Genomic DNA, 22,317 nt, shown 5'->3' on the forward strand with positions numbered 1-22,317 from the left:
TTTTTTACGGTTAAATCTTTAATACAAAGGTATTGCGGCCGGCCTTTTTGGCGGCATATAAGGCCTCGTCTGCCCGTTTTAACAGCTGCATTGGCGTTTCGCCTTTTTGTTTAACACAGCAACCCAAACTGATGGTCACGTTGACGGTTTTCTCCGCACCGCTGCTGCCGCGGGCTTTTTTCCCGCTGCTGCTGTCTTTGGGTCTGTTATCGTTACGGATCACCAGAGGGTACTCGGCAACTGCCAGCCTTACTTCTTCCAGTTTTTCTTCCAGCAGCGCTTTTTTATTATGGCCAAATACCAGCGTAAATTCTTCACCGCCATAGCGGTAGGCGGTTAGACCTTTTACCTTGCCCAGAATAGATCCGAGTAATTTCAGTACCTGATCGCCGACATCATGGCCATAGGTATCGTTAAACTTCTTAAAGTGGTCGACATCCAGCATACAAACTGCACTGTTTCGTCCCAGGCGGTTAAGGTGTGCCATCAGGGCGCGACGCTGCGGCAGTTGAGTCAGTTCATCAATATAGGCCAGATGTAACATCTGAAACGCCAGTGCCAGCAGGATCGCCAGACAGGCGGCGACCAGTGGCCAGTTTGCCAGAGCGGTACTTGCCGGTAAGGCCAGGTCTAATACCAGCGCCAGAAAGATCGCAAACTCGCCCCAATATGCTGCCTTGCGCGGTTTAAGGTTAATGGCAATCAACCAAAGGCCAGCGAGAATACTAAAGCACCAGCCGTGTAACCAGGTCAGACTGCTGCCGCTAACAGGCGCTTGCAGTACGACGGCGGGTAAGTCCGCCCGCTGCAGTGCTGCAGCTAATGGCAAATACTGACCAAGCATTAATAACAAAGGTCCGGCCAGCAGCAAGGCCAGCCCGGATGGTTTTAGCGGTGAAGGTTTGGGGATCAGGGCGAGAAGCAACATCAGTAGCGCACAGAGCAAGGGTAATAGTGGCAACTCGCTGGTAGCTGCTGTGTTTTGCGTGAGCCATAAATAAGTGGCTAACAGAGCCAGCCAGTAAAACCATTCAGTTTGCCGCATCAGCAGGCTAAGCAGGCCAATGCTGGCCAGAGCGATATAACCGGTTTGTGGAAAAGGCAGTAGGCTAAATAGCGCCAGGTCGGGAAAGGCAATTTGTGCCAACAGGAGCAAAAGCAGTGGAGACAGAATAATTAGCGGCAAGGCAACCTCTATTTGGGGAATGTCTGACCGGACAGGCATGGCGTTGATGCCAATTTATATCGTCTGATCTTCGTTAACTGCAATAAGTATTCTGCCAATTATCTTAACAGCCTGCATCCTGATTACCATAGCGCTTCTTAATAACCCTATATCTAAAGTGGGTATTGACGGCCTCCACTGAACACTATATAACCACATTATAAGCATGGTTATGTGTCAAAAATAAAAACAACAGCAGGACGCCGCATGAAAGAAAACCTACCCGTTACCGGACGTGAGCAACCGGTTCCCGCCGATGCGAATATTCTTTCTACCACTGATCTACACGGTAAAATTAAATATGTTAATCAATGCTTTATTGAGATAAGTGGCTTTGATAAAGCAGAGCTGATTGGCCAGAATCATCATATTGTCCGGCATCCTTCGATGCCTGCTGCCGTATTTCGCCAATTCTGGCAGCGGATAAAAAGCGGTCAGCCCTGGATGGGGATAGTAAAAAACCGCTGTAAGAATGGTGACCATTACTGGGTGGATGCCTATGTTACACCCATTTGTCAGGCGGGGCAGGTTAACGAATATCAATCAGTACGTCGCCAGGCAAAACCGGAACACATTCAGCGTGCTGAGCAGGTTTATCAGGCACTGATTCAGGGTAAAACTCTCAGACAGTTAAAGACGGCGATGCCGCTGCGGTGGCAACTGTTACTGCTGTGCAGTATGCCAGTGCTGGTGGGGATTGCCGTAGCTACCCTGCTAAGCGGGTCACAGGCCAGTCTGATTTACCCGTTATTGGGGCTGTTGCTCTCGACCATGCTTTGCTGGCAATGGCTAAAGCCGTTACAGGCGTTAAGCGAGCAAAGCCGTCGCATCACTGACGATGCGGTTGCCCGCTATATTTATACTGGCCGGAATGATGAGCTTGGGCAACTGCAATTGGCGCTGCGCTGCCTGGAAGCTGAAACCGCCGGCGTGGTGGGCCGGGTAGCCGATTCGGCGACTGCGCTGGCTGCAGGGATTGGGCAGTTAACCCGTTCGGTGAATGGCTCCAGGCAGGAAATTCAAGCCCAGTTTGCCGAAACAGAGCAAGTTGCCAGTGCCATTCATCAGTTGTCGGCCAGTGTGCAGGAAGTGGCTGACAGTGCCCGTTCGTCGTCCGATGCGGCCGATAACGCCTTGCGCCAGGCTCAGCACAGCAAAGCCGTGACCGCGCAGAGTATGGCGGCAGCAACAGGCTTACAACAGCAGCTTAGTCAGAGTGAACAGTTGGTACAGGCGGTTGCAGCCAGTAGTACTGATATCAGCCAGATCCTGGAATTGATCCGCAGTATTGCGGAACAAACCAATCTGCTGGCGTTAAATGCAGCGATTGAAGCCGCCCGGGCCGGTGCCGCCGGACGCGGTTTTGCGGTAGTGGCCGACGAAGTAAGATTGCTGGCCAGTCGTACTCAGGGAGCAACCAGCGACATTCAATCAAAAATTTCGCGTTTGCAACAGGTTACAGCAGAGGCGGTTATCGCTCTTGGGCAAAGCCAGCAAGGTGCGGTCAGTTGCGCTGAACTTAGCCATAGTACGGCCCAGCAGCTGGAACAAATACTGGGGTCCATTCATAACATTACCGCACAAAACCAGCAAATTGCTGCTGCAGTCGAACAACAATGTTATGTCGCAGATACCATCAGTAAGAATGTTACCAGTATCCGCGATCTGGCCAGTCGTAGCCTGAGCAATGCTGAACATACGGCTAATGCCAGCGACGAAATGCATGGGGTGACGCAGGGCTTTGACGCCTTAACCCGGCAATTCTGGTCCCGGCAGCGCAGTACTTAAGGAACTGTTATGCTGGTATATAACACCCAGGATCTGCAGCAGTTGTTGAACTTGTTCTCGGAAAATGTGCCGGGGTTTTTCTTTCAGCTGGAACGGCAACCAAACGGCTGTTTTTGTTTGAGGCTAGTATCAGATAGCGCAGCCCAATCGCTGGGCATGGCACTGACCGAGATCCGGCAGAATGCGGCTCTGGCGTTAGCCAGGGTACATCCGGACGATCTGGAGGATTTACGCGACACCATCCTCCACTCAGCACAGCATCTTAGCCCCTGGAGTTTGCAATTCCGCTATCAGCATCCCGCAGGTGACTACCGTTGGTTTGAGGGCCACGCGACGCCACGCCAGCTAAGCGACGGCAGTTTGGTCTGGCACGGCTACGTTAATGATATCAGTACCATCCGGCTGCATGAGCAGGCGTTGGCCGAATACGCGATGCAGCATCGGGAAATTGTCGATAATATCCTGGACGCGATCATTACTATTGATCAAGGTGGGCTGATTGAAACCTTTAACAACGCCGCTATCCGTATTTTTGGTTACCAGCCGGTAGAAGTGATCGGCAAGAACGTTTCGATGCTGATGCCGGAACCCTATCGCAGTGCTCATGACCAGTATATTGACGCTTATCAGCGTACCGGTGAAGCGAAGATCATTGGCCAAAGCCGGGAGACCAAAGGCCGGCGTAAAGATGGCCGCTTATTTAATATGGAGCTGCGGATCAGCCGGATTGAACGGGTTGATAGCTACAAATTTATTGGTATGGTCCGCGATCTGTCTGAGCGCAAAAGGACAGAGGTGTTAATTGAAAAGCTGGCCTTCTATGATCCGCTGACCCAGCTGCCAAATCGCCGGCTGTTAAAACAGCGGTTGGCGGATATCCTGAAGCAACGCCAACCAGGCGAGGAGCTGGGTGCCTTGCTGTATATTGACCTGGATAACTTTAAGCACCTGAATGACTCCCTGGGCCATAGTACCGGCGATCAGTTACTACGCCAGGTCGCTAGTCGTTTACTGCAGAGTGTACGTCAGCATGATACCGTCGCCCGATTAGGTGGCGATGAGTTTATTATCCTGCTGCAGAATTTATCACCGCTAAAGCAGGTGGCGCTGCAGCAAGCCGAGTTGGTAGCAGAAAAGGTACGCAGTACGCTGAATACCCCCTTCACCCTGGAACAGCTCAGTTATGTCAGTAGCCCCAGCATAGGGATTACGCTGTTTTCTGATGATAACCACAGTATTGATGAATTGTTGCAGCAAGCAGATCTGGCGATGTATCAGGCCAAGGCCGCCGGTAAAAACAGCATTAAGCAGTTTGATGTCTCGATGCAGGTAAAAGCCTCGGAGCGCACCCGACTGGAAAGTGAGCTGCGCGAAGCGATTAACCGCCAGCAGCTGCAGTTGTACTATCAGGGATTACACGACGCTGCGGGGCAGTTGTTGGGTGCTGAAGTCTTACTACGCTGGTTTCATCCGGAGCTTGGCAACGTCAGTCCGGCACGCTTTATTCCGATCGCAGAAGAAAGCGGCCTGATTTTTGAAATCGGCAGTTGGGTGATCGAGCAAGCCTGTCAGCAGCTGAGTCGTTGGCAGGCACAGCAGTTGGTGCCGGGACTGAAGCTGTCAATTAATATCAGTGCCCGGCAATTTCATCAGGATAATTTCTTACCCAAAGTGATGCATATTCTCGATCGTTACAGTGTCGCCCGTGACCGGCTGCAATTTGAGTTAACCGAGAGCATTTTGGTATCCCGGGTTGATGAGGTGATCAGCAAAATGCAGGCGCTCAAGCAGTACGGTATTGCCTTTGCGCTGGATGATTTTGGTACTGGCTATTCTTCGTTAAGCTATCTGAAGCGCCTACCATTGGAGCAACTGAAAATAGATCGCAGCTTTGTGGCAGATATTCTGCACGATCCCAATGACGCTGCCATTGCCAGCACCGTGATAGCGCTCTCTGCTGCCTTGGGACTGGGGGTGATTGCCGAAGGTGTCGAAACTGCGGCGCAGCGGGATGCGCTGGCGGCGTTGGGCTGTTATCATTACCAGGGATTCTATTTCAGCCGGCCAGTGCCGGGCGGAGACTTTGTTGCATTACACCGGCACACCGTTACGCATTAAGTTGTTCTGGCTCATGCTGAGCCTCGGGTTGTTACATGGCTGTGCGATGGTCTCGGTGTCGGATATGGATAGCCGTGATTACCTGAAACAGCGCCGTGGTGATGTGCTGACCACCGGCGATCTCAGCCTGTACGCGGGCACTGTGCTGCAAATACTGGGGCAGGATGAGCGCAGTTGCCGGCGCCAGGCCGCGCAATGCGCAGAGATGTTGACGACCGCCATTGGCCTGACGACTGAGCAGCGCCTGTCGACCATGGCCGAGCTGTGGTTGTATGAAGCTATTAATGGTGTACGACCACCGCGGCAGGATCCGCAGGCGGAAATCGATGCCTACCTGATGAGCGCCCGCTACGCTTATGCCTATCTGTTTTATTCCGGTGTTGCTCCCTACCGGCGCCTGTTTGCCGACCGTCAGACTCAGGTGCGGGACTACTACAATTTTGCTACGCAACAGGCTGCGACCCTGCTATTCGCCGGGCGCGAACGTGACTGGCTGCAAGACCCGCAACAACAATTTCGCACTACCAACTGGCAGGTACAGGCGCAGCTGCAACATCAGCGCTTCCGGCGTCAGGCTTTACCAGAGCGGTTGGTGGCAACCAGTAGTCTGTCATTTAAAGGCTTACGCAATCAGTATCGCCGCGATGGTTTAGGCGCCGAAATGGTAGCCGATACCAAGGTGGGGCGGGATTGGCGTACTGAGCAGGGGTTTGCCGAATTACCGGTACCGGTGGTAACGGCGTTATTGAGTTTTGGTGGCGGTACCCTGCAGGAGGTGCTAGTGACTAAGGAAGCCACCTTGCATTTGCTGGATCCGCTGCAACAAAAAGAGCTCTATGTGGCCGGGAATCTGGTGCCGCTGGCGGCGAATTTTACCGCCGGTTATGGCTTATGGCTGGCACGCTCCGATTTTGCCCGCCAGGCATTCTGGAACCTGATGGGTGCCAGCGATGCCCTGGCCGAGCCGCAATTATTTTTGCTGCAGCCCTTTGACCCCAACCGGAAAATTATTCTGTTGCTGCATGGTATTGCCAGTAGCCCGGAGGCCTGGGTTAACACCGCGAACGAAGTGCTGGGGGATGAAGCGCTGCGCGAGCGCTATCAGTTATGGCAACTCTATTATCCAACTAACCTGCCGTTGTTGTTAAATGTAAAGAGTCTGCATGCCCGCATTGTTAGCACCTTGCAACACTTTGATCCGGAGGGAAAGACTGCCGCCGCTTCGGAGATGGTGATTATCGGCCACAGTATGGGCGGTGTGCTGGCGCGATTGCTGGTGTCGGACTCCGGCGATCATATCCTGCAATCAATAAGTCAGCAGCGGCATCTGGACTCGCGGCGACAGCAGCTGTTCTTTCAGCGCTTCCAGGAAGATCTGACCTTTAGCGCTTTACCTGGGGTGAGCCGGGCGATCTTTATTGCTGCACCACACCGGGGCACTACTGTGGCCGACTACCGGCTCGCCCGTTGGTTAGCTGGCTTGATAACCTTGCCGGTCACCGTGTTGGAACGTTTTGCTCAGGCCGCTGAGCTGCTGGCTGATCCGGATAATCAGGAACAGCAGCGCGCGGTGCGCTTTACCAGTATCGAAAACCTCAGTGAAAAAGACCTTTTTATCCGGGCGGCGGCTAAGCTGCCAATTAATCCGGCAGTACGTTATCACTCCATTATCGGTGTCGAGCAGCCAAATTTACCGCTGGAGCAACAAAGTGATGGTGTGGTGCCTTATCTTAGTGCCAGTCTGGCTGGTGCCGAGTCAGAAATGGTGATCCGTTCCGGCCACAGTGTGCAGGAAACCTCGGCGGCGATTCTGGAGATCCGCCGTATTCTGTACCAGCATTTAACAGAGCTGCCTGACTAAACTCAGGCAGCCAGTGTCTGGGGCTTACTGACAGCTACCACAGCAGTGCTGATCACCATGGCCGGGGCGCTTGGGCTCAACAAACAAAATTTCGTTCTCCAGTAAAATATGCTGCATTAAATCCTCTTTCAGTTCGCGCAGCCCCAGATAGAGTGCGGTCCAGGTGTTGCAGGCACCGGGATGCAGTTGCTGGCCAAAACTCAGTTCGTCCAGTTTTCGCAGTGCCTCACCATGCTCCTGATGCTCTTCCAGCATCACACTGATGGGCCCATAGGGATAAACACCGCGCACCAGCATCGGAAACAGGATTTGCTCCTCTTTCAGCATATGGCTTTCCAGCTCCTGCTGCATCTCGGCCAGATGATTGGCCAGGCCATGCGGGCAATGCGGGCTGTCGCTGTGTACCGTTTCTACCCGCCGGGCCAGGCGAATCAGCTCCGGCAATTGTTCGCGATGGCGTTGATGGAAGCGGTTTAGTACATACTCGGCCAGCTTGGCAGTGGGTTCGCTATGCCAATCTACAGCAGGCTGCGGTTGTCGTTGTAATTTTTCCAGAGCGGCCAGTACCTCCTGTTGGTTTAAACCACGTTTGGCGATAGCGGCGCCCAGGCTTTGCTGACCGCCACAGCAAAAATCCAGTTTAAACTGATGAAAGACGGCAGTGGCACCGGCGATACGGGTGGCTAATTGGCCTAAGGGTTGTTCAAGTAGCATGATGTTCTCCTGAGTAAACAAAGGTTTGCCCTAAGCGGGCGTTAGCCCTGTACAGCAAGGCAAATGCCAGAACTACCACCTTTGATTTATATCTGTTTTTTTTGACCGATGGTAAATTAAACCCAGAAAAATTCGGGTGCTTTTCACCCTGTGGGTAAAATTAACCATGCTTGATGCCGTGTTATTTGCTGATCTGGTCACCGAGTTGCCCTCTGCTGTGCGCTTACAGCGGCTGGTCAATACACTGCGCAGCCATTTTGGCTGTGGTGCTGTGGCATTGTTGCAGTTACAGCAGGCGCAGTTAAAGCCAGTAGCGGTGCAGGGACTGCTACGGGAAACCCTGGGCCGGCGTTTTCAGGTGGCGCAGCATCCACGTTTGGCGGCGATCTTAGCCAGCCGCCAACCCGTACGTTTTCCGCCGGGCAGTGAATTACCCGATCCCTATGATGGCTTGCTGGCTGAGCAACCAGGAGCCGTGGTGCCGGTGCATGATTGTATGGGAGTATCGTTATATGTGGAGGGGCGCTGCTGGGGCGTATTAACACTGGATGCCCTGTCGCCGGCTAACTTTGATGCCCTAGCGGTGTTGCAGTTACAACAATTAAGCTTGCTGGTAGAAGCCGCTATTCGTATTACCGAACTGGAGCAGGCGAACCGGGCGCTGCGGCAGGGTGGCTTGCCTACTGTCGGCACCAGTACAACTGCAGCGCAACAGTATGAAATTATTGGTCAAAGCCCGGCGCTGCAGCAGATTTTACAGGAGCTGGATGTGGTAGCCGGCTCGGAGCTACCGGTGCTGCTGCTGGGAGAAACCGGGGTCGGCAAGGAGCTGTTCGCCCGGCAACTACATCGTCGCTCCGGCCGCGCCGAGCGCCCCATGATCTATGTTAACTGTGCAGCCTTACCGGAAAGTCTGGCAGAAAGTGAGCTATTCGGGCATAGCAAGGGCGCGTTTTCCGGCGCGTTAAGCGAGCGTGCCGGCCGCTTTGAGGCAGCAGATGGTGGTACCCTGTTTTTGGATGAAGTCGGGGAGCTAGCATTATCCGTGCAGGCAAAGCTGCTCAGAGTGCTGCAGAACGGTGAAATTCAGCGTTTAGGCTCGGATAAGCTGCGGCGGGTGAATGTACGGCTGGTTGCCGCGACCAATCGCGATTTACAGCAGCAGGTGAAACAGGGTGAATTTCGTGCTGATCTCTACCACCGTTTATCAGTGTATCCGATCCCGATACCGCCGCTGCGGGAGCGCAGCGAAGATCTACCCTTATTAGCCGGGCATTTTCTGGAGCAGAACCGCAGCCGTCTTGGGCTACGTAGCTTAAGGCTGGCACCAGCGGCAGAGCTGGCTTTACTGGGTTATCACTGGCCGGGGAATATCCGCGAGCTGGAGCATGTGATTAGCCGCGCGGCAATCAAGGCGCTAAGTCAGGGCGCCCAGCGCTCTGACATCGTGATCCTGCAGCCAGAATTGCTCGATTTGCCCGGTAGTCAGCCGCAAGCACCGGCGCTTGAACACATTGAGCTGCCGGTACAGGGGTTAAAGCAGGCAGTAAATCAGTTTCAGCAACAGCTGATCCGGCAGGCATTGCAGCAGCACCAACAATGTTGGTCGAAAGCAGCCCGCGCCCTGCAACTGGATGCCAGTAATTTGCATAAGCTGGCGCAGCGTTTAGGGCTGAAATGACGATGTTAAAAGCTACTGCATATCGTTTGTTAGCCTTATTTAGCCTGTCGCTGGGGATCCTGGGTATTCCTTTACCGGGTTTACCCACTGTACCCTTTGTTTTACTGTCAGCCTGGGCTGCCGGCAAAGGCTGGCCAGAGTTTGAACGGTGGTTATTACTGCATCCGCGCTTTGGCCCGCCAATCCGGCAATGGCGGCAGCATGGTGCCGTATCGCGGCGGGCGAAATGGTTGGCATCCTTTATGATGCTGGCCAGTGTAGCGCTGTTATGGTTTTCTGCTGCCCCAGTGTTACTAAAAATCAGCTTACCCGTTGCGCTGCTGTTGGTCGCTATTTGGCTTTGGCGCCGTCCACAGCCACAGGAGATTACTTATGAGTGAGATACTGAGCCCGCTGCAGGCGCTGCGTTATAGCAGGCAACTGATGTTACCGGCGCTGGATTTTCGTGGTCAGGAAGCCTTACTGGCCAGTAAGGTGTTATTGGTTGGTATGGGCGGGCTTGGTTGTGCTGCGGCGCCTTATCTGGTGGCTAGCGGTGTCGGGGCGCTGACGCTGGTTGATAATGATGTGATTGACCGCAGCAATCTGCAGCGCCAGATCCTGTATCGCGAGCAGGATATTGGCCAGCCTAAAGTCCTTACGGCAGTACAGCAACTGACACAGCTAAATAGCGAGATCCAGCTCAGTGCGATCCAGCAGCAGCTGGATCACACTGCGCTGGCGCAACTGGTACCGCAATTTACACTGGTACTGGACTGCACCGATAATCTGCTGACCCGTAATGCCATTAACAGCGCCTGTGTGCAAGCCGGCATACCGTTGGTGTCAGCCGCCGCTATCCGCTTTGAGGGGCAGTTACTGAGTTTACGGAATCAACCGGGCGATCCCTGCTACCAATGTTTAAGCCGCTTCTTTGGTGAACAGCAGCTAAGCTGCATGGAAGCGGGCATTCTGTCGCCGGTTGTCGGCGTGCTGGGCGTGATGCAAGCACTTGCCGCGGTGAAGATCCTGGCCGCAGTGGGTGAACCCGAGTATCACCAGTTAAAGTTGTTTGATGCGCTAAGTGGTCAGTGGCAGCAGTTCCAATTGCCTGCCGATCCAAAGTGCCCGGTATGTTGCAGTAGGAAATAGTACTGAGCTTGTGGGTTGTGTTGCTCCGTTGCGGTATTGTCAGTGTTTGGTATCTGGTACCCGGAACCGAACCTTAGCGCCAGCAGCTTCATTACCGGGAGTTTTGCCAAGTTGTGGCAGGATATCGCAGTGCACCTTTTGCAATAACTTATAGGCATCGGCCAGATCGCAATTTTCGTGATCGCGCTTTTTATAACCCAGGCTGGTCAGCTCGAGATGCCAGGTTGGCACTACCTCAACCGTGGCCAGGGTTTGTTTAACACAATTAAGCGGGCAACCATCCACTGCCAGGATCGGCCGACCAGACTGTGCAACCTTTAGCAACTGTTTGACTCTACCGCCAACGCCGGCGATACAGGACATCTCGGCCAGACCTTCCCGATCGAGGACTACAGCTAAATCATTGGCCAGCTGCGCCACATTAGAGCAGCCGGAGCAGGCATAAACCAGCGGTTTCGTTTCGTAATCGTGACTCATAACGGCTTCCTGAAACTGACGATATGTTCAGTTTAGAAGCCTGCTAGCCACCCAGCTTGATGTAAATCAAAACGCCGGCAGCTTTACCCCATCAGGGGTAAGGGGTTAACCCGGCCGCCCATCTGCCCTAGGCGTGGTTAACACCGGAAAATACACCAGCACATAGCAGCCATAAGCCAGCACCCAGCTGCCAATCCCCAGCCATAACAAACTAAAGGTATGCTCCGGTAACCACCAGATCAGCAGGGTCCGGCTAATGCCGGCAATAGCAACCAGTAAAAAGGCCCAGCCCATAATGTGTTTCGGCTGCAGCAAGCGACCACTGTGGCCAAGCGAAACCCGCGCCATCATCGATAGGATCATCGAGCCCATGGCGCCGGCAGTCAGTGCATGTAGCGCAATGCTCTGGCTGACCGCAAAGCCGGCATAGCGTAGCGCAAACAAGGCCAGGCCCAGAGGAATAAACCAATAGGCCAGATGCAGTGACCACAGCAGCGGCACCCGTAGCGTGAGCCAGATTTTCCAGCGGGCGCAGCGGATGGCGGTTAGCAAAGCACTCAGGGCAAAGAGAGCACTTAGCGAACTGGCGGGTAGCAGAGGCACTAAACTAAAAAAGTGCAGCATAAAAATCAGCCATAGACTGGCCAGTGCCGCCCGATCCAGCCAGGGCCAGGCCTCGACCTTAGTGGTTTTAGTGCCATTGGCAGTAAACATCGGGAGCACCCGGCCGCCGACAATTGCCATCAGCAGGGTAACAAGCCAGATTGCATTCAGGCTACCCAGCTGCTGTAAATCGTAGCGCTTAAGATAAAGCCCGAGATACATCATCAGGTTACAGGCGGTTAGCAGCAGTAACACCGGCACAAAAAACAAATTGCGGTATTGTTGTACCGCCAGTAGCGGCTTCGCCAGTAACCAGGCGGCTAGTGGTAAAAAGCTCAGATCCACCAGGGCGACCAGCCACAGGGGCAGCGCCTCGCCAAAGAGCAGCAGCAGACGGGCGGCCAACCAGAGCAGTGTTAGCAATAACAGCGTCGGGCCATGCGGTGCGCGTAGTGAGGTCCAATTTTGCACCGCGGTTAATAAAAAGCCGATGACAATGGCACAGGCAAAGCCAAAGATCATTTCATGGCTATGCCAGAATAATACCTGACCGACAGGTTGCAGCTGCAGCTGGCCGCCCAAGATCAGCCCCCACAACAGCATAGCGATAGCGCTAAAGGTGGCACCGAATAAAAACAGCGGTCGGAATGCCTGGCGCAATAGCGGCAACAGCTTTTGCTCGGTCGCCAGATCGGTAATTTGCATCATTCGTCGTCATCCAATAAAAAATTATTACTACGGGCATCCTGCAGACGCTGTTGATATTGCGCTGCCTGATTGGCGAAAAACATGGTGATCATGCACAGCGCCAGCACGCCATACAGAATCATAAAGCAGCCGGTGACAATACCCAGTGCATCCTGCGCCAGGCCAAAGAGCACCGGCAGGGTACAACCGCCCAGACCGCCAATGGCGGCAACAAAGCCACCGACTGCGCCCATATGCTTAGGGTAGTAATCGTGAATCACTTTATACACGCTGGCGCGGCCAAAACCCTGAGCGACGCCAATGACAAAGATCAGGGCCGTAAACCACCAGACATTAACGGAGATCTCCAGTTGGACATCTTTTTCCAGGCCATGAATAATCAGGGTAGTGGGGGGGTAACTCAGAAAGAACAAGCACACCAGGCAGACCCAGAACACACTCCAGTTTACGGCCCGGCCACCATAGCGATCGGCAAACCAGCCACCTAATGCCCTGACCATACTGGAGGTCGCGACAAAAAACAGCGTAAAGGCCATTGCCTGCTGGGCGTTCATCGCATAGGCCTGCATATAGTATTGTGGTAACCACAGCAACAGGGCTAAAAAGCCACCAAATACAAAGTAGTAATACAGTGAAAAGCGCCAGACCCGGGCATCTCTGACTAACTGACGCAGAGTCAGTGGTCTGGCGGTGGGGCCTGCAGTTTTTGGCGAGGGCGGTGACAACAACCAGAATAATACCAGCAATAAAGCCAGCCCAACGGCATACACAGGCCCAACCCACTGCCAGCCCCACCAGGCGACAATAATGGGTACCAAAATAAAGGTGATGGCGACGCCGGCATTGCCTACGCCAAACAGACCCATCGCCAGGCCTTGCTGGCGCGAGGCAAACCAGTCGGTCACATAGCGGATGCCGAAGGTAAAGGAAACGCCACTTAAACCAAACCAGAGGCCGGTGGTCAGATAACCATAAAAGCTGCTTACCAGTGGCAGCAATGCCAGCGCCGGAATGCAGCTGAACATTAACCCCAGCCACAGCAGTCGGGCATTATAGCGATCGGCCAGCAATCCCAATGGAATACGTAGTAGCGCCCCGCTAAAAATGGGGGCTGCCAGTAAAATACCGTATTCAGTGGCGCTCAGGGCCAGTTGTTGTTGGATATCCAACCCCATCACCGCGTATAGCGTCCACACCGAAAAGCAGCCGGCAAAAGCCAAGGTAGCCAGTAGCAGCGCCCGGCCCGCCAGAGGATGGGTTGCCTGCATGCGTTACTCCCCAAATAAGCGCCTGTACCAGGCGCAAGACTCACTGGGCCTAGCATAGCGAAAAGCTTAGCGGCCTGCCCGGCCAAAAAGCAGTACCCCCTAAGTTCTGCGGCTAAGGCTGCGGCAAGGCGGGCTACCTCGTAGGGGGTAGTGGTGGCGTTGGGCTTGGCTTTTGGCGCTAAATTGCTGGCTACTCCAAAGGAGGTAGCGGCCCTTATTGCAGGCCCGGCGCGGGCTGGCGGCTGTTGTGCCAGATCAATTTTTCCGGCCTAAAAACCCCTAGACTTGTACTGGAATATCATTCTATGACTCTTTCAGGAGGTCTGTATGGCTGGCGCAGCGTCTGCGGCAGGGCAAAGCAGTAAACTCAATCTGCTTAATTTTGCTGAACAAAAAATAAAAATGTTACACCTGACCTGGTTTGCGTTCTTTCTTACCTTTGTGATTTGGTTTGCTCATGCGCCCTTACTGATGCATATCAAAGAAGCGCTGGCGTTAACCGATGCCCAGATCCGGGCTTTGCTGATATTAAACGTGGCATTGACCATTCCGGCGCGCATCGTAGTGGGAATGATGGTGGATAAATATGGCCCGCGTATTATGTATTCGGTGTTGTTATTTATCTCGGCCTTGCTCTGTATCGGCTTTGCTTTTGCCAATACCTATGATGCCCTGGCCTTATTCCGCTTTTTACTGGGCTTTGTCGGCGCAGGCTTTGTGGTAGGGATCCGGCTGGTTGGTGAGTGGTTTCCGCATAACCAGGTGGGTACCGCTGAAGGTATCTACGGTGGCTGGGGTAATTTTGGCTCGGCGGCAGCTGCGATGACGCTGCCAACAGTGGCGCTGATGTTCGGTGGTGAAAATGGCTGGCGCTATGCGATTGCCTCAGTTGGGGTGATCAGTGCGGTCTATTCACTGATTTTCTATAAATTTGCCCGTAATACACCCAAAGGCTCGACTTATTTTAAACCGAAAAAAACCGGTGCCATGGTAGTTACCAGCTGGGGCGCATTGTGGGCCCTGATTCTGATGAATATCCCAATGCACCTGGCACTGGGGATCCTGGCCTGGCGTTTATCACCGGCAGGGGTGAATTTGTTCTCGGAAACTGCCATGTACGGCATCTGGGGCGCGCTGGTGGTGTTGTTTATCTTCCAGACGCAACAAACCTGGAAAATCAACGCCGAACATTTACGCGAAGGTGTGCCGGAGCATGACAAATATAGCTTTAAGCAGGTCGGGATCTTAAATATTGCTTACTTTGCGACCTTTGGCTCTGAGCTGGCGGTGGTATCGATGCTGCCACTGTATTTCCTGGAAACCTTCGAGGGGATGACGGCGGTAAAAGCGGGTTTGCTAGCGTCTGCGTTCGCCTTTATGAATCTGGTGTCGCGGCCAATGGGAGGCTGGTTCTCTGATAAATTTGGCCGGCGTAAGAGTATGGTGATCCTGATTGGTGGTCTGGCTGCCGGCTATTTCCTGATGGGCTTGATGGACAGCCACTGGTGGATCCCGTTGGCCGTATTAGCGGTAATGGCCTGCTCCTTCTTTGTGCAAGCCGGCGAAGGCGCGGTGTTTGCGATAGTGCCACTGATCAAGCGCAGTATGACCGGCCAGATCGCCGGGATGGCAGGTGCTTACGGTAATGTGGGGGCTGTGGTGTACCTGACCGTACTAAGTTATGTCGATTTTAGTACCTTCTTCTATGTGATTGCCGCCTCAGCATTGATTGGCCTGGTAGCGGTGATGTTCCTCGACGATCCTAAGGGACATATTGTCGAGGTGGCGGAAGATGGTACAGTACATAGAATTAATGTCGGTTAGATAAGGGCGTGCCGCTGTGGCAGAGTTAGCACTGCAATTACAATATGGCGCTCAGACTGCGGCCGGCGTAAAAGCGGCCAATGAGGATGCGGTTGCCTGTCAGTTGCCTGACTCTGCCTACTTATTGCAACATAAGGGTGCCTGTTTTGTGCTGGCCGATGGCGTCAGTACCGCTGAAGCTGGCGCTCAGGCCAGTAAACTGGCTACCGAGCGTTTTTGTCAGGAATATCCGCAAACTCCGGATAGTTGGTCGGTGGCCTACAGTGCCGAGCAGTTACTGGCCACCATCAACAATCAGCTGTATCAATTCAGTCATAAGTTTGCTCATGAACAAAAAGGCTATTTATGTACCTTTAGTGCTTTGGTGCTGAAGTCGCGCACTGCGCATTTCTTCCATATCGGTGACAGCCGTATCTATCTGTTGCGTAACGCCAGTTTGCAGCAGCTGACGCAGGATCATATTACGGTATTGTCGGAGCAGCGGCAGTTTTTAGGCCGGGCACTGGGCATGGATGCCAAGGTCGCAGCGCAGCAAGGTGCATTGGCGTTGCAAGCAGGTGATCGTTTTTTACTAACCTCGGATGGCATTCACGACTTTTTAAGCGAGGCCGAATTAACTCAGCTGCTGACGACAGTAACGGATCCGGAGCAATGCAGCCGGCAGTTACTGGAGCAGGCATTAGCGCATGGCAGCGATGATAATGTCAGCGCGATAGTGGTGGATGTGGCGCAGTTACCTGAGCAGAGCCTGGATGATTTAAGCTCCGAGCTGACCCGGTTACCCTTCCCGCCGGCGTTAAGCCCGGGTATGAAGCTGGATGGTTATCGGGTAGTGCGAGAGCTCTATGCCAGTAGCCGCAGCCACCTGTATCTGGTGGAAGATGAAGCCACCGCAGAGCAGCTGGTGCTTAAGAGCCCATCGCAGAATTATGCCGATGATGTACTTTATATCGATCGTTTTATCCGCGAAGAGTGGATTGGCCTGCGGATCCAGTCGCCGCGCGTAGTCAAGGTGATCCGACAAAGCCGGCCACGGACCTTTCTGTACTATTTGATGGAGCATTTGCAGGGCCAGAGTTTAGAGCACTGGCTGGCAGAGCAGCCACAGCCGCTTAAACCCGCGTTGGCAATTAAACTGGTGAAACAGATAGCCGAAGGCCTGCAGGCGTTTCACCGCATGGGCGCCATTCATCAGGACCTGAAACCCGGCAATATTATGCGTCTGGCCGATGGCAGCCTGAAATTGGTGGATTTTGGTTCAGTGTTTGTTGCCGGTCTGGCGGAAATCTACAGCCCACTGCACCACGAAGGCGCTTTGGGCACCGCGACCTATTCCGATCCACACTATCTGCTGGGACATAATTCTGGCGTGCAGGGGGATGTGTATGCTTTGGCGACGATTGCCTATGAACTGTTTAGTGGCGGTCATTTACCCTATGGCCCGGCGGTAGAAGAATGCCGGGTGGCGAGCGACTATGACCGGCTGCGCTATCGCAGTGCCAGTCAGTTTAACCCGCTGATCCCGACCTGGTTTGACCGGGCCCTGCAAAAGGGAGTGAGTTTGGATCTGAGTTACCGCTATCAGAGTATCAGCCAGTTACTGACCGATTTGCAGCAACCCAACCCGGCGTTTTTGCATGAAGAGGTCAAACAGCAGAATAAATCCAATCCACTGCTATTCTGGCAACTGTTGTCCGGTTTCTGGTTTATTACCCTGTTATTGGTGATCTGGTTGTTTCTGCTACGCCGTTAGCTTGCTTTTTCGCGGTTGCAGGGGTATAACTGGCTAAATTCTGAAAAGTCCGACGGCGTTAGCCGGCGGGCTTTTTTCTTTTTTTACTTGGGAGTGTCATATGTCAGCTACACCTATCGTCGTTTCCAGTTTAGATATGGATCGGATTGAAGCCTTACTTGAGAAGATGCCCCGGCTGACGCCGGAGCTGGAAAAGCTGGAGTCAGAGTTGGATCGGGCTAGTGTGGTTGAACCTACCGCATTACCTGCGAATGTGGTCAGTATGAACTCGACGGTGCGCTTTAAGTTTGCCGGCGATAACAAGGTGTTTGAGAAAACCCTGGTTTATCCGCATGACCTGAAAAACGATGAGCAAATTTCGATTTTTGCCCCGGTTGGCAGTGCTCTGCTCGGGTTAGCGGTGGGTCAAGCACTGGAATGGCCGATGCCACATGGCCAAAGCCGCACCGTTGAAATTCTTGACGTGCTATATCAACCAGAACGCGCCGGCGAATACCAGCGTTAACCGCTAGGCCTGCAGCGACTCTGCGCTTCGGCTCCGGTAGTCTTGCCTAACGGAGTCGAAGCCTGGGGTAGAGGCTGGCACTAACTTTTGGGTCTAAAGGCCTGCATCACTGCTTCGTTACACTGCAGATAAGGGCCGTCCATCAGATCGATGCAGTAAGGCACCGCCGGGAACACCGCATCCAGACACTGGCGGATTGCCTTGGGTTTGCCCGGTAAGTTAATAATCAGGCAACTGCCACGTAAGCCAGCGGTTTGCCGTGACAAAATAGCGGTTGGCACATACTTTAACGACTCCTGACGCATCAGCTCACCAAAGCCCGGCATCAACCTGTCACAGACGGCCTCAGTGGCTTCTGGCGTGACATCGCGCTTAGCTGGCCCGGTACCGCCGGTGGTGACAATTAAACAGCAACCTTGTTGCTCGGCCAGTTCTATCAGGGTTTGTTCAATCAGAGGTTGCTCATCCGGGATCAAACGGTACTCGGCGTGCCAGTCGCTGCTTAGATACTCTGTTAAGGTATCGATTATCGCCTTGCCGGATAAATCTTCATATATACCGGCACTGGCGCGGTCGCTTACCGTAACAATGCCAATTTTTGCCTGTTGCTGCGTCATCTGCGCTCCGGATTAAAATTCAACATTCAACATTCAACATTCAACATTCAACATTCAACACTTAACCTCACCCCGTCGCCATCCCTGCCAGCTTTAGCCAATAACCATTACTGTCGGTATCACTCAGTTGTTGTGGCGCGGCGCCATGCTGGTTCGCCTTAAATCTATTCAACCAGGCAAAGGTCCCCTCGGGCTCAGGGCTTAACCGTACTACATCAACCAACCCCTGCATAGCCGGTAGCTGATTAATCAGGTTATACCGATAGCCAGATTGGGTTTGAATACCGTTTAGCACAAAAACCTGGGTACCGTCCTGGCTATGCACAGTGCGCCCCTGCGGATATTTAATGCAACAGAGCTCGCACTGATCTTTAGCGCGATTCTCAGAGCGGGCGGTAAAGCAGCGACCGCTCCAGGCCAGTGGTAAATGGCCAAAGGCAAACACCTCGGTTTGAAAGCAATCGCGGATATCCTGAATAATGCCCTCGTTTAACACCTGTTGTAGCCAGTCGCCGGATAGTTCAACCGGCATTACCCAGCGTAATAAACCCATACCTACTAAGCGGCGCAGGCTATGCTGGTTATAGCAGTTAATGGCTGCGCCGGCGACAAAGGGCAGACCCTGTTCGTACAGCATAGCAATAGCGCCAACATCATTAGCTTCCAGCATAAAGTCGCCGTTATCGACGTACTTGCGCAGCTCGCGCAGTTCAGACGGTGACTCCAACAGCGTCATGCCAGATAAACACACCTGTTTGCCGGCTTCGCGCAGCATATGCGCCAGCTTAAGATAGTCTTCCAGTTTTAGCTCGCGTCTTTTGCTGCAAACGGTTTCGCCCAGATAAACAATATCCACGGCTGAGTCGGCGGCCTGGCGGTAAAACTCCAGCATCTGTGCTTTGGGCCAGAAATACAGTACCGGGCCAAGTGAGAATTGCATAGGTTATTTCCATTTCCGATGATAGGCACCGAGGGTGGTTTGGTTGCCCTCGGCCAGATTATTCAGCACCTGCTGCCAGTGTTGTTGCACCAGAAAATGCGCTGGATCCTGCATTACCGCATCAATAGCCGCCCGCCAAACCTGGGTGATCTGGGTAACATAAGCCGGGCTGCGCTGCCGGCCTTCAATTTTCAGTGAGCTAATGCCCTCGGCATAGAGCTGTGGCAGTAAATCCAGGGTGTTCAGGCTGGTTGGCTCTTCCAGCACATGGTAGGTATCGGCATCGACTCTGAAACGTCCTTTACAGAGGGTCGGGTAGCCGGCGGTTTCATCCGCGGCGAAGCGGTCAATCAATACTTCATTTAAGCGCGACTCCAGTACGCCGTCTTGCTCTTGCCAGCGAACAAAGGCCGCCGGTGAGCAGGCGCCGGCGGTATTCGGTGACTGCCCGGTTAAGTAAGAACTCAGATAGCAACGCCCCTCAGCCATAATGCATAAGCTGCCAAAGGCAAAGACTTCCAAATCGATATCACAGCTGCGGGCCAGCGCGCGCACCTGTTGCATCGAAAGCACCCGTGGTAACACCACCCGGCGGATATTAAATTGCCGGTAAAACTCAATGGCGGCGGCGTTGGTGGCCGAAGCCTGCACCGACAGATGTAATTCAACCTGCGGATAGCGTTCAGCGGCATAGGCCAGCACTGCCATATCGGCAAGAATCAGTACATCGGTGCCAGCCCGTACTGCACTGTCGACCGCCTGCTGCCAGCGCGACCAACCCGCGGGGTGAGCAAAGGTATTAATGGCCACATGCAATTTACGCCCCGCCTGATGCACATAGCGGGCAACCTCAGTCAGTTGCGACTCAGTAAAGTTTAAGCCGGCAAAGTGCCGGGCATTGGTGTCATCTTTTAAGCCGACATAGATCGCATCGGCCCCCTGACTAATTGCTGCTTTGACTGCCGGCATACTGCCAGCCGGACAGAGTAACTCCATATCAGCCTCATTACTGTGGCCCTGCCTGCTGTACCCCGGAAAGGCTATAGGCAGCGCCGTAGAACTATGCTTTTATTATAGGGAATTTAGCTGCTGGGTTGCTTCTATATGTTTGATATTAAAAGGGTTAGTCATAAATTGGTAGCGTTGCTACCTACTTTGGCGCAGCGGGTGCAACAGCTGACGCCCAAGCGTGTGCAGCAGCAGGGCTTAACGCTGCTGCTAAATAAGTTTTTTCAGCCAGAGCTAACTGCCGGCAGTCTGGATTTTCTGGCACAGCGATACTTAGTGTTACAGGTAAGCGACTGGCAACTGAACTTTGCCATAACGTTAAAAAACAACAAATTACAGGTTGAACTGGCATCTGTGCAGCAGGATCTGCTGATTAAAGCCAGCAGTCAGGATTTTCTGGATCTGATCTGCGGCAAAGTCGATCCGGATACCTTATTTTTCCGGCGTCGCCTCAGTATGTTAGGGGATACCGAGCTGGGACTGTACTGCAAGAATCTGCTCGATACTATTGAGTTAAGCCGCTTGCCGCCGCCCCTGCCGGCCTTACTACTGGGCTGGCAAAGTCTGCTGGCAACGGCAGAGGTTGCGGCAGATCAAACTGCCGCTGTGCGTGGCAGCCTATAATTGCCCTGAGTTTTCCGGAGACAGCAGATGCAAAGCATACAGTGGGACGCGGCGTTAATCGCCAAATACAATATTAACGGGCCGCGTTATACCTCTTATCCAACCGCGCTGGCGCTTAATACCGCCTTTCCGCAGGCGGCGTTATTTCAGGCGCTGGCCAGCAGTGGCTCAGAGTTAAGCCTGTATCTGCATATCCCGTTCTGCCATAAGCTGTGTTACTACTGCGGCTGCAATAAAGTGATTACCCGTCATCAACATAAAGCCGATGCCTATCTCGATGCCCTGGCGGCAGAAATGGCACTCTATAGCCCGCATCTGCAGCAGAAAGTGATTAATCAGCTGCATCTGGGCGGTGGTACCCCGACCTTTTTAACCGAAGCGCAGCTCAGTCGCTTAATGGCTTTGTTGCGTCAGCACTTTACGATTTTGCCGGCTGCCGAAATCAGTATTGAAATTGACCCACGCAGTTGCAGCGACGACAAGCTGCGGCATTTAAAACAACTGGGCTTTAATCGGGTTAGCTTTGGGGTGCAGGATCTGGATGAAAAGGTCCAGATCGCGATTAACCGGGTGCAGGACACTGAGCTGATCCGACATCAGGTGGCATTATGTCGCGAGCTGGGGTTTAGTTCTGTCAATCTGGATCTGATCTATGGTTTACCCTATCAGCAACCGGCCAGCTTTGCCGAGACGGTCGCTGAAATTATCCGGCTTAACCCGGATCGAATTTCATTATTTAGCTATGCCCATTTACCGGAGCGCTTCGCCGCGCAGCGCAAAATTCCGGTTAGCAGTTTGCCGGATGCGCCAGCCAAGCTGGCATTGATGCAGCTGGCGATTACGCAACTGGTGGCAGCCGGTTATCAGTTTATCGGTATGGATCACTTCGCTAAGCCGGATGATGCGCTGGCCAAAGCCCAGCAAGCCGGCAAATTACAGCGTAACTTTCAGGGCTATACCACGGCAGGGCAGGATGCGTTGCTCGGTCTGGGCGTATCCAGTATCAGCCAGGTAAACGGCGTGCTGTGGCAAAATAGCAAAGACTTGCCGGCCTATTATGCCGCGATAAACCAGCTGCAGCTGGCGGTTGAGCGCGGCTTTGTATTATCGGCAGATGATCGGCTACGCGCGGCGCTAATTAGCCAGTTAATCTGCCATTTTGAGCTGGATATTGCCGCCTTTAGCCAGCAGTGGCAGTTGCAGAGCTTCTGGCAGTACTTTGACAGTGCGCTGAGCTTACTGCAGCCCTTTATGGAAGATGGCCTGGTGGAGATCTACGCCGAACGGATCCGGGTTACGGACGCCGGCCGGCTCTGGGTGCGCAGTATCTGTGCCTGTTTTGATGCCTATCTGCAGCAAGGGCAGCAAAGGTACTCGAAAGTTGTATAATACTTTTTTACTACATGCCTGTTGCTAAGATATTGTTTAATAAAGCATAATTCTTTCGCATTCAAAGCTTTCCCATTCCGGAA

The 22,317-nt window shown here is 53.4% G+C and carries 19 protein-coding genes; 11 read left to right on the forward strand and 8 right to left on the reverse strand.

Going from position 1 to position 22,317, the window contains the following annotated elements; translation table 11 throughout:
* Window positions 1-10 precede the first annotated feature (10 nt).
* Window positions 11-1,186, reverse strand: a complete 1,176-nt coding sequence (locus tag AJE_RS10920) for a GGDEF domain-containing protein (protein ID WP_008950890.1) — start codon at window positions 1,184-1,186, stop codon at window positions 11-13.
* Between the two features lie 246 nt (window positions 1,187-1,432).
* Here AJE_RS10920 and AJE_RS10925 point away from each other — a divergent pair, with 246 nt between their 5' ends.
* The 3 genes from AJE_RS10925 to AJE_RS10935 are packed head-to-tail and all read left to right on the forward strand — an operon-like array spanning window position 1,433 to window position 6,992.
* On the forward strand, window positions 1,433-3,013 hold the full coding sequence (locus AJE_RS10925) for a methyl-accepting chemotaxis protein (protein ID WP_008950891.1): 1,581 nt from the start codon (window positions 1,433-1,435) through the stop codon (window positions 3,011-3,013).
* A 9-nt stretch (window positions 3,014-3,022) separates the two neighbouring features.
* Window positions 3,023-5,131, forward strand: coding sequence for a putative bifunctional diguanylate cyclase/phosphodiesterase (locus tag AJE_RS10930; protein ID WP_008950892.1), 2,109 nt, complete (start codon window positions 3,023-3,025; stop codon window positions 5,129-5,131).
* Window positions 5,097-6,992 carry an esterase/lipase family protein gene (locus AJE_RS10935; RefSeq protein ID WP_237709345.1) on the forward strand — a complete coding sequence of 632 codons (1,896 nt, stop codon included), beginning with the start codon at window positions 5,097-5,099 and terminating at the stop codon, window positions 6,990-6,992. Before AJE_RS10930 ends, AJE_RS10935 begins: the two co-directional genes overlap by 35 nt.
* A 24-nt stretch (window positions 6,993-7,016) precedes the next feature.
* On the opposite strand, the gene ytfE is transcribed toward AJE_RS10935, so the two are convergent.
* Window positions 7,017-7,706: an iron-sulfur cluster repair protein YtfE gene (gene ytfE / locus AJE_RS10940; protein WP_008609428.1), complete on the reverse strand. Its 690-nt coding sequence runs from the start codon at window positions 7,704-7,706 to the stop codon at window positions 7,017-7,019.
* A 166-nt stretch (window positions 7,707-7,872) separates the two neighbouring features.
* On the opposite strand from ytfE, the gene norR reads away from it, so the two are divergent.
* From norR to moeB, 3 genes are read left to right on the forward strand one after another with little or no spacing between them, the layout of a single operon-like run.
* Window positions 7,873-9,387 (forward strand): nitric oxide reductase transcriptional regulator NorR, encoded by a 1,515-nt coding sequence (norR, locus tag AJE_RS10945; protein ID WP_008609427.1) that lies wholly within the window; start codon window positions 7,873-7,875, stop codon window positions 9,385-9,387.
* Window positions 9,384-9,767, forward strand: a complete 384-nt coding sequence (locus AJE_RS10950) for a YbaN family protein (protein WP_008950894.1) — start codon at window positions 9,384-9,386, stop codon at window positions 9,765-9,767. The genes norR and AJE_RS10950 overlap by 4 nt, the downstream gene beginning before the upstream one ends.
* On the forward strand, window positions 9,760-10,518 hold the full coding sequence (gene moeB, locus AJE_RS10955; RefSeq protein WP_008950895.1) for a molybdopterin-synthase adenylyltransferase MoeB: 759 nt from the start codon (window positions 9,760-9,762) through the stop codon (window positions 10,516-10,518). The genes AJE_RS10950 and moeB overlap by 8 nt, the downstream gene beginning before the upstream one ends.
* A gap of 39 nt (window positions 10,519-10,557) precedes the next feature.
* On the opposite strand, the gene AJE_RS10960 is transcribed toward moeB, so the two are convergent.
* From AJE_RS10960 to AJE_RS10970, 3 genes are all read right to left on the reverse strand, one after another.
* A complete protein-coding gene (locus AJE_RS10960; RefSeq protein WP_008609422.1) occupies window positions 10,558-10,995 on the reverse strand; it encodes a putative zinc-binding protein in 438 nt (145 codons plus the stop codon).
* A gap of 105 nt (window positions 10,996-11,100) precedes the next feature.
* Window positions 11,101-12,306: an NnrS family protein gene (locus tag AJE_RS10965; RefSeq protein ID WP_008950896.1), complete on the reverse strand. Its 1,206-nt coding sequence runs from the start codon at window positions 12,304-12,306 to the stop codon at window positions 11,101-11,103.
* Window positions 12,303-13,574 carry an MFS transporter gene (locus AJE_RS10970; RefSeq protein ID WP_008950897.1) on the reverse strand — a complete coding sequence of 424 codons (1,272 nt, stop codon included), beginning with the start codon at window positions 13,572-13,574 and terminating at the stop codon, window positions 12,303-12,305. Before AJE_RS10970 ends, AJE_RS10965 begins: the two co-directional genes overlap by 4 nt.
* Before the next feature lie 327 nt (window positions 13,575-13,901).
* Between AJE_RS10970 and AJE_RS10975 the strand changes: the two genes are divergently transcribed.
* The 3 genes from AJE_RS10975 to rnk all read left to right on the forward strand — a co-directional run bounded on the left by AJE_RS10975 (window position 13,902) and on the right by rnk (window position 17,656).
* Window positions 13,902-15,398, forward strand: a complete 1,497-nt coding sequence (locus tag AJE_RS10975; protein WP_008950898.1) for a NarK family nitrate/nitrite MFS transporter — start codon at window positions 13,902-13,904, stop codon at window positions 15,396-15,398.
* Window positions 15,399-15,414: 16 nt separating this feature from the next.
* Window positions 15,415-17,151, forward strand: coding sequence for a bifunctional protein-serine/threonine kinase/phosphatase (locus tag AJE_RS10980; protein ID WP_008609418.1), 1,737 nt, complete (start codon window positions 15,415-15,417; stop codon window positions 17,149-17,151).
* A 100-nt stretch (window positions 17,152-17,251) separates the two neighbouring features.
* On the forward strand, window positions 17,252-17,656 hold the full coding sequence (gene rnk / locus AJE_RS10985; RefSeq protein WP_008609417.1) for a nucleoside diphosphate kinase regulator: 405 nt from the start codon (window positions 17,252-17,254) through the stop codon (window positions 17,654-17,656).
* 80 nt (window positions 17,657-17,736) lie between these two features.
* On the opposite strand, the gene mog is transcribed toward rnk, so the two are convergent.
* From mog to ubiU, 3 genes are all read right to left on the reverse strand, one after another.
* On the reverse strand, window positions 17,737-18,273 hold the full coding sequence (gene mog, locus AJE_RS10990; RefSeq protein ID WP_008950899.1) for a molybdopterin adenylyltransferase: 537 nt from the start codon (window positions 18,271-18,273) through the stop codon (window positions 17,737-17,739).
* Between the two features lie 67 nt (window positions 18,274-18,340).
* The gene (locus AJE_RS10995) at window positions 18,341-19,213 is read right to left on the reverse strand and encodes a U32 family peptidase (protein WP_008950900.1); all 873 of its coding nucleotides are present in this window, start codon (window positions 19,211-19,213) and stop codon (window positions 18,341-18,343) included.
* A 3-nt stretch (window positions 19,214-19,216) separates the two neighbouring features.
* Complete coding sequence (gene ubiU / locus AJE_RS11000; protein ID WP_008950901.1) at window positions 19,217-20,209, reverse strand: ubiquinone anaerobic biosynthesis protein UbiU; 993 nt, start codon at window positions 20,207-20,209, stop codon at window positions 19,217-19,219.
* Window positions 20,210-20,317: 108 nt separating this feature from the next.
* On the opposite strand from ubiU, the gene ubiT reads away from it, so the two are divergent.
* Window positions 20,318-20,845, forward strand: coding sequence for a ubiquinone anaerobic biosynthesis accessory factor UbiT (gene ubiT / locus AJE_RS11005; protein WP_008950902.1), 528 nt, complete (start codon window positions 20,318-20,320; stop codon window positions 20,843-20,845).
* 27 nt (window positions 20,846-20,872) lie between these two features.
* On the forward strand, window positions 20,873-22,234 hold the full coding sequence (gene hemN / locus AJE_RS11010) for an oxygen-independent coproporphyrinogen III oxidase (RefSeq protein ID WP_008950903.1): 1,362 nt from the start codon (window positions 20,873-20,875) through the stop codon (window positions 22,232-22,234).
* Window positions 22,235-22,317: the final 83 nt, after the last annotated feature.

Origin of the sequence: Alishewanella jeotgali KCTC 22429, from assembly GCF_000245735.1 — a bacterium.
Lineage (GTDB): Bacteria > Pseudomonadota > Gammaproteobacteria > Enterobacterales > Alteromonadaceae > Alishewanella > Alishewanella jeotgali.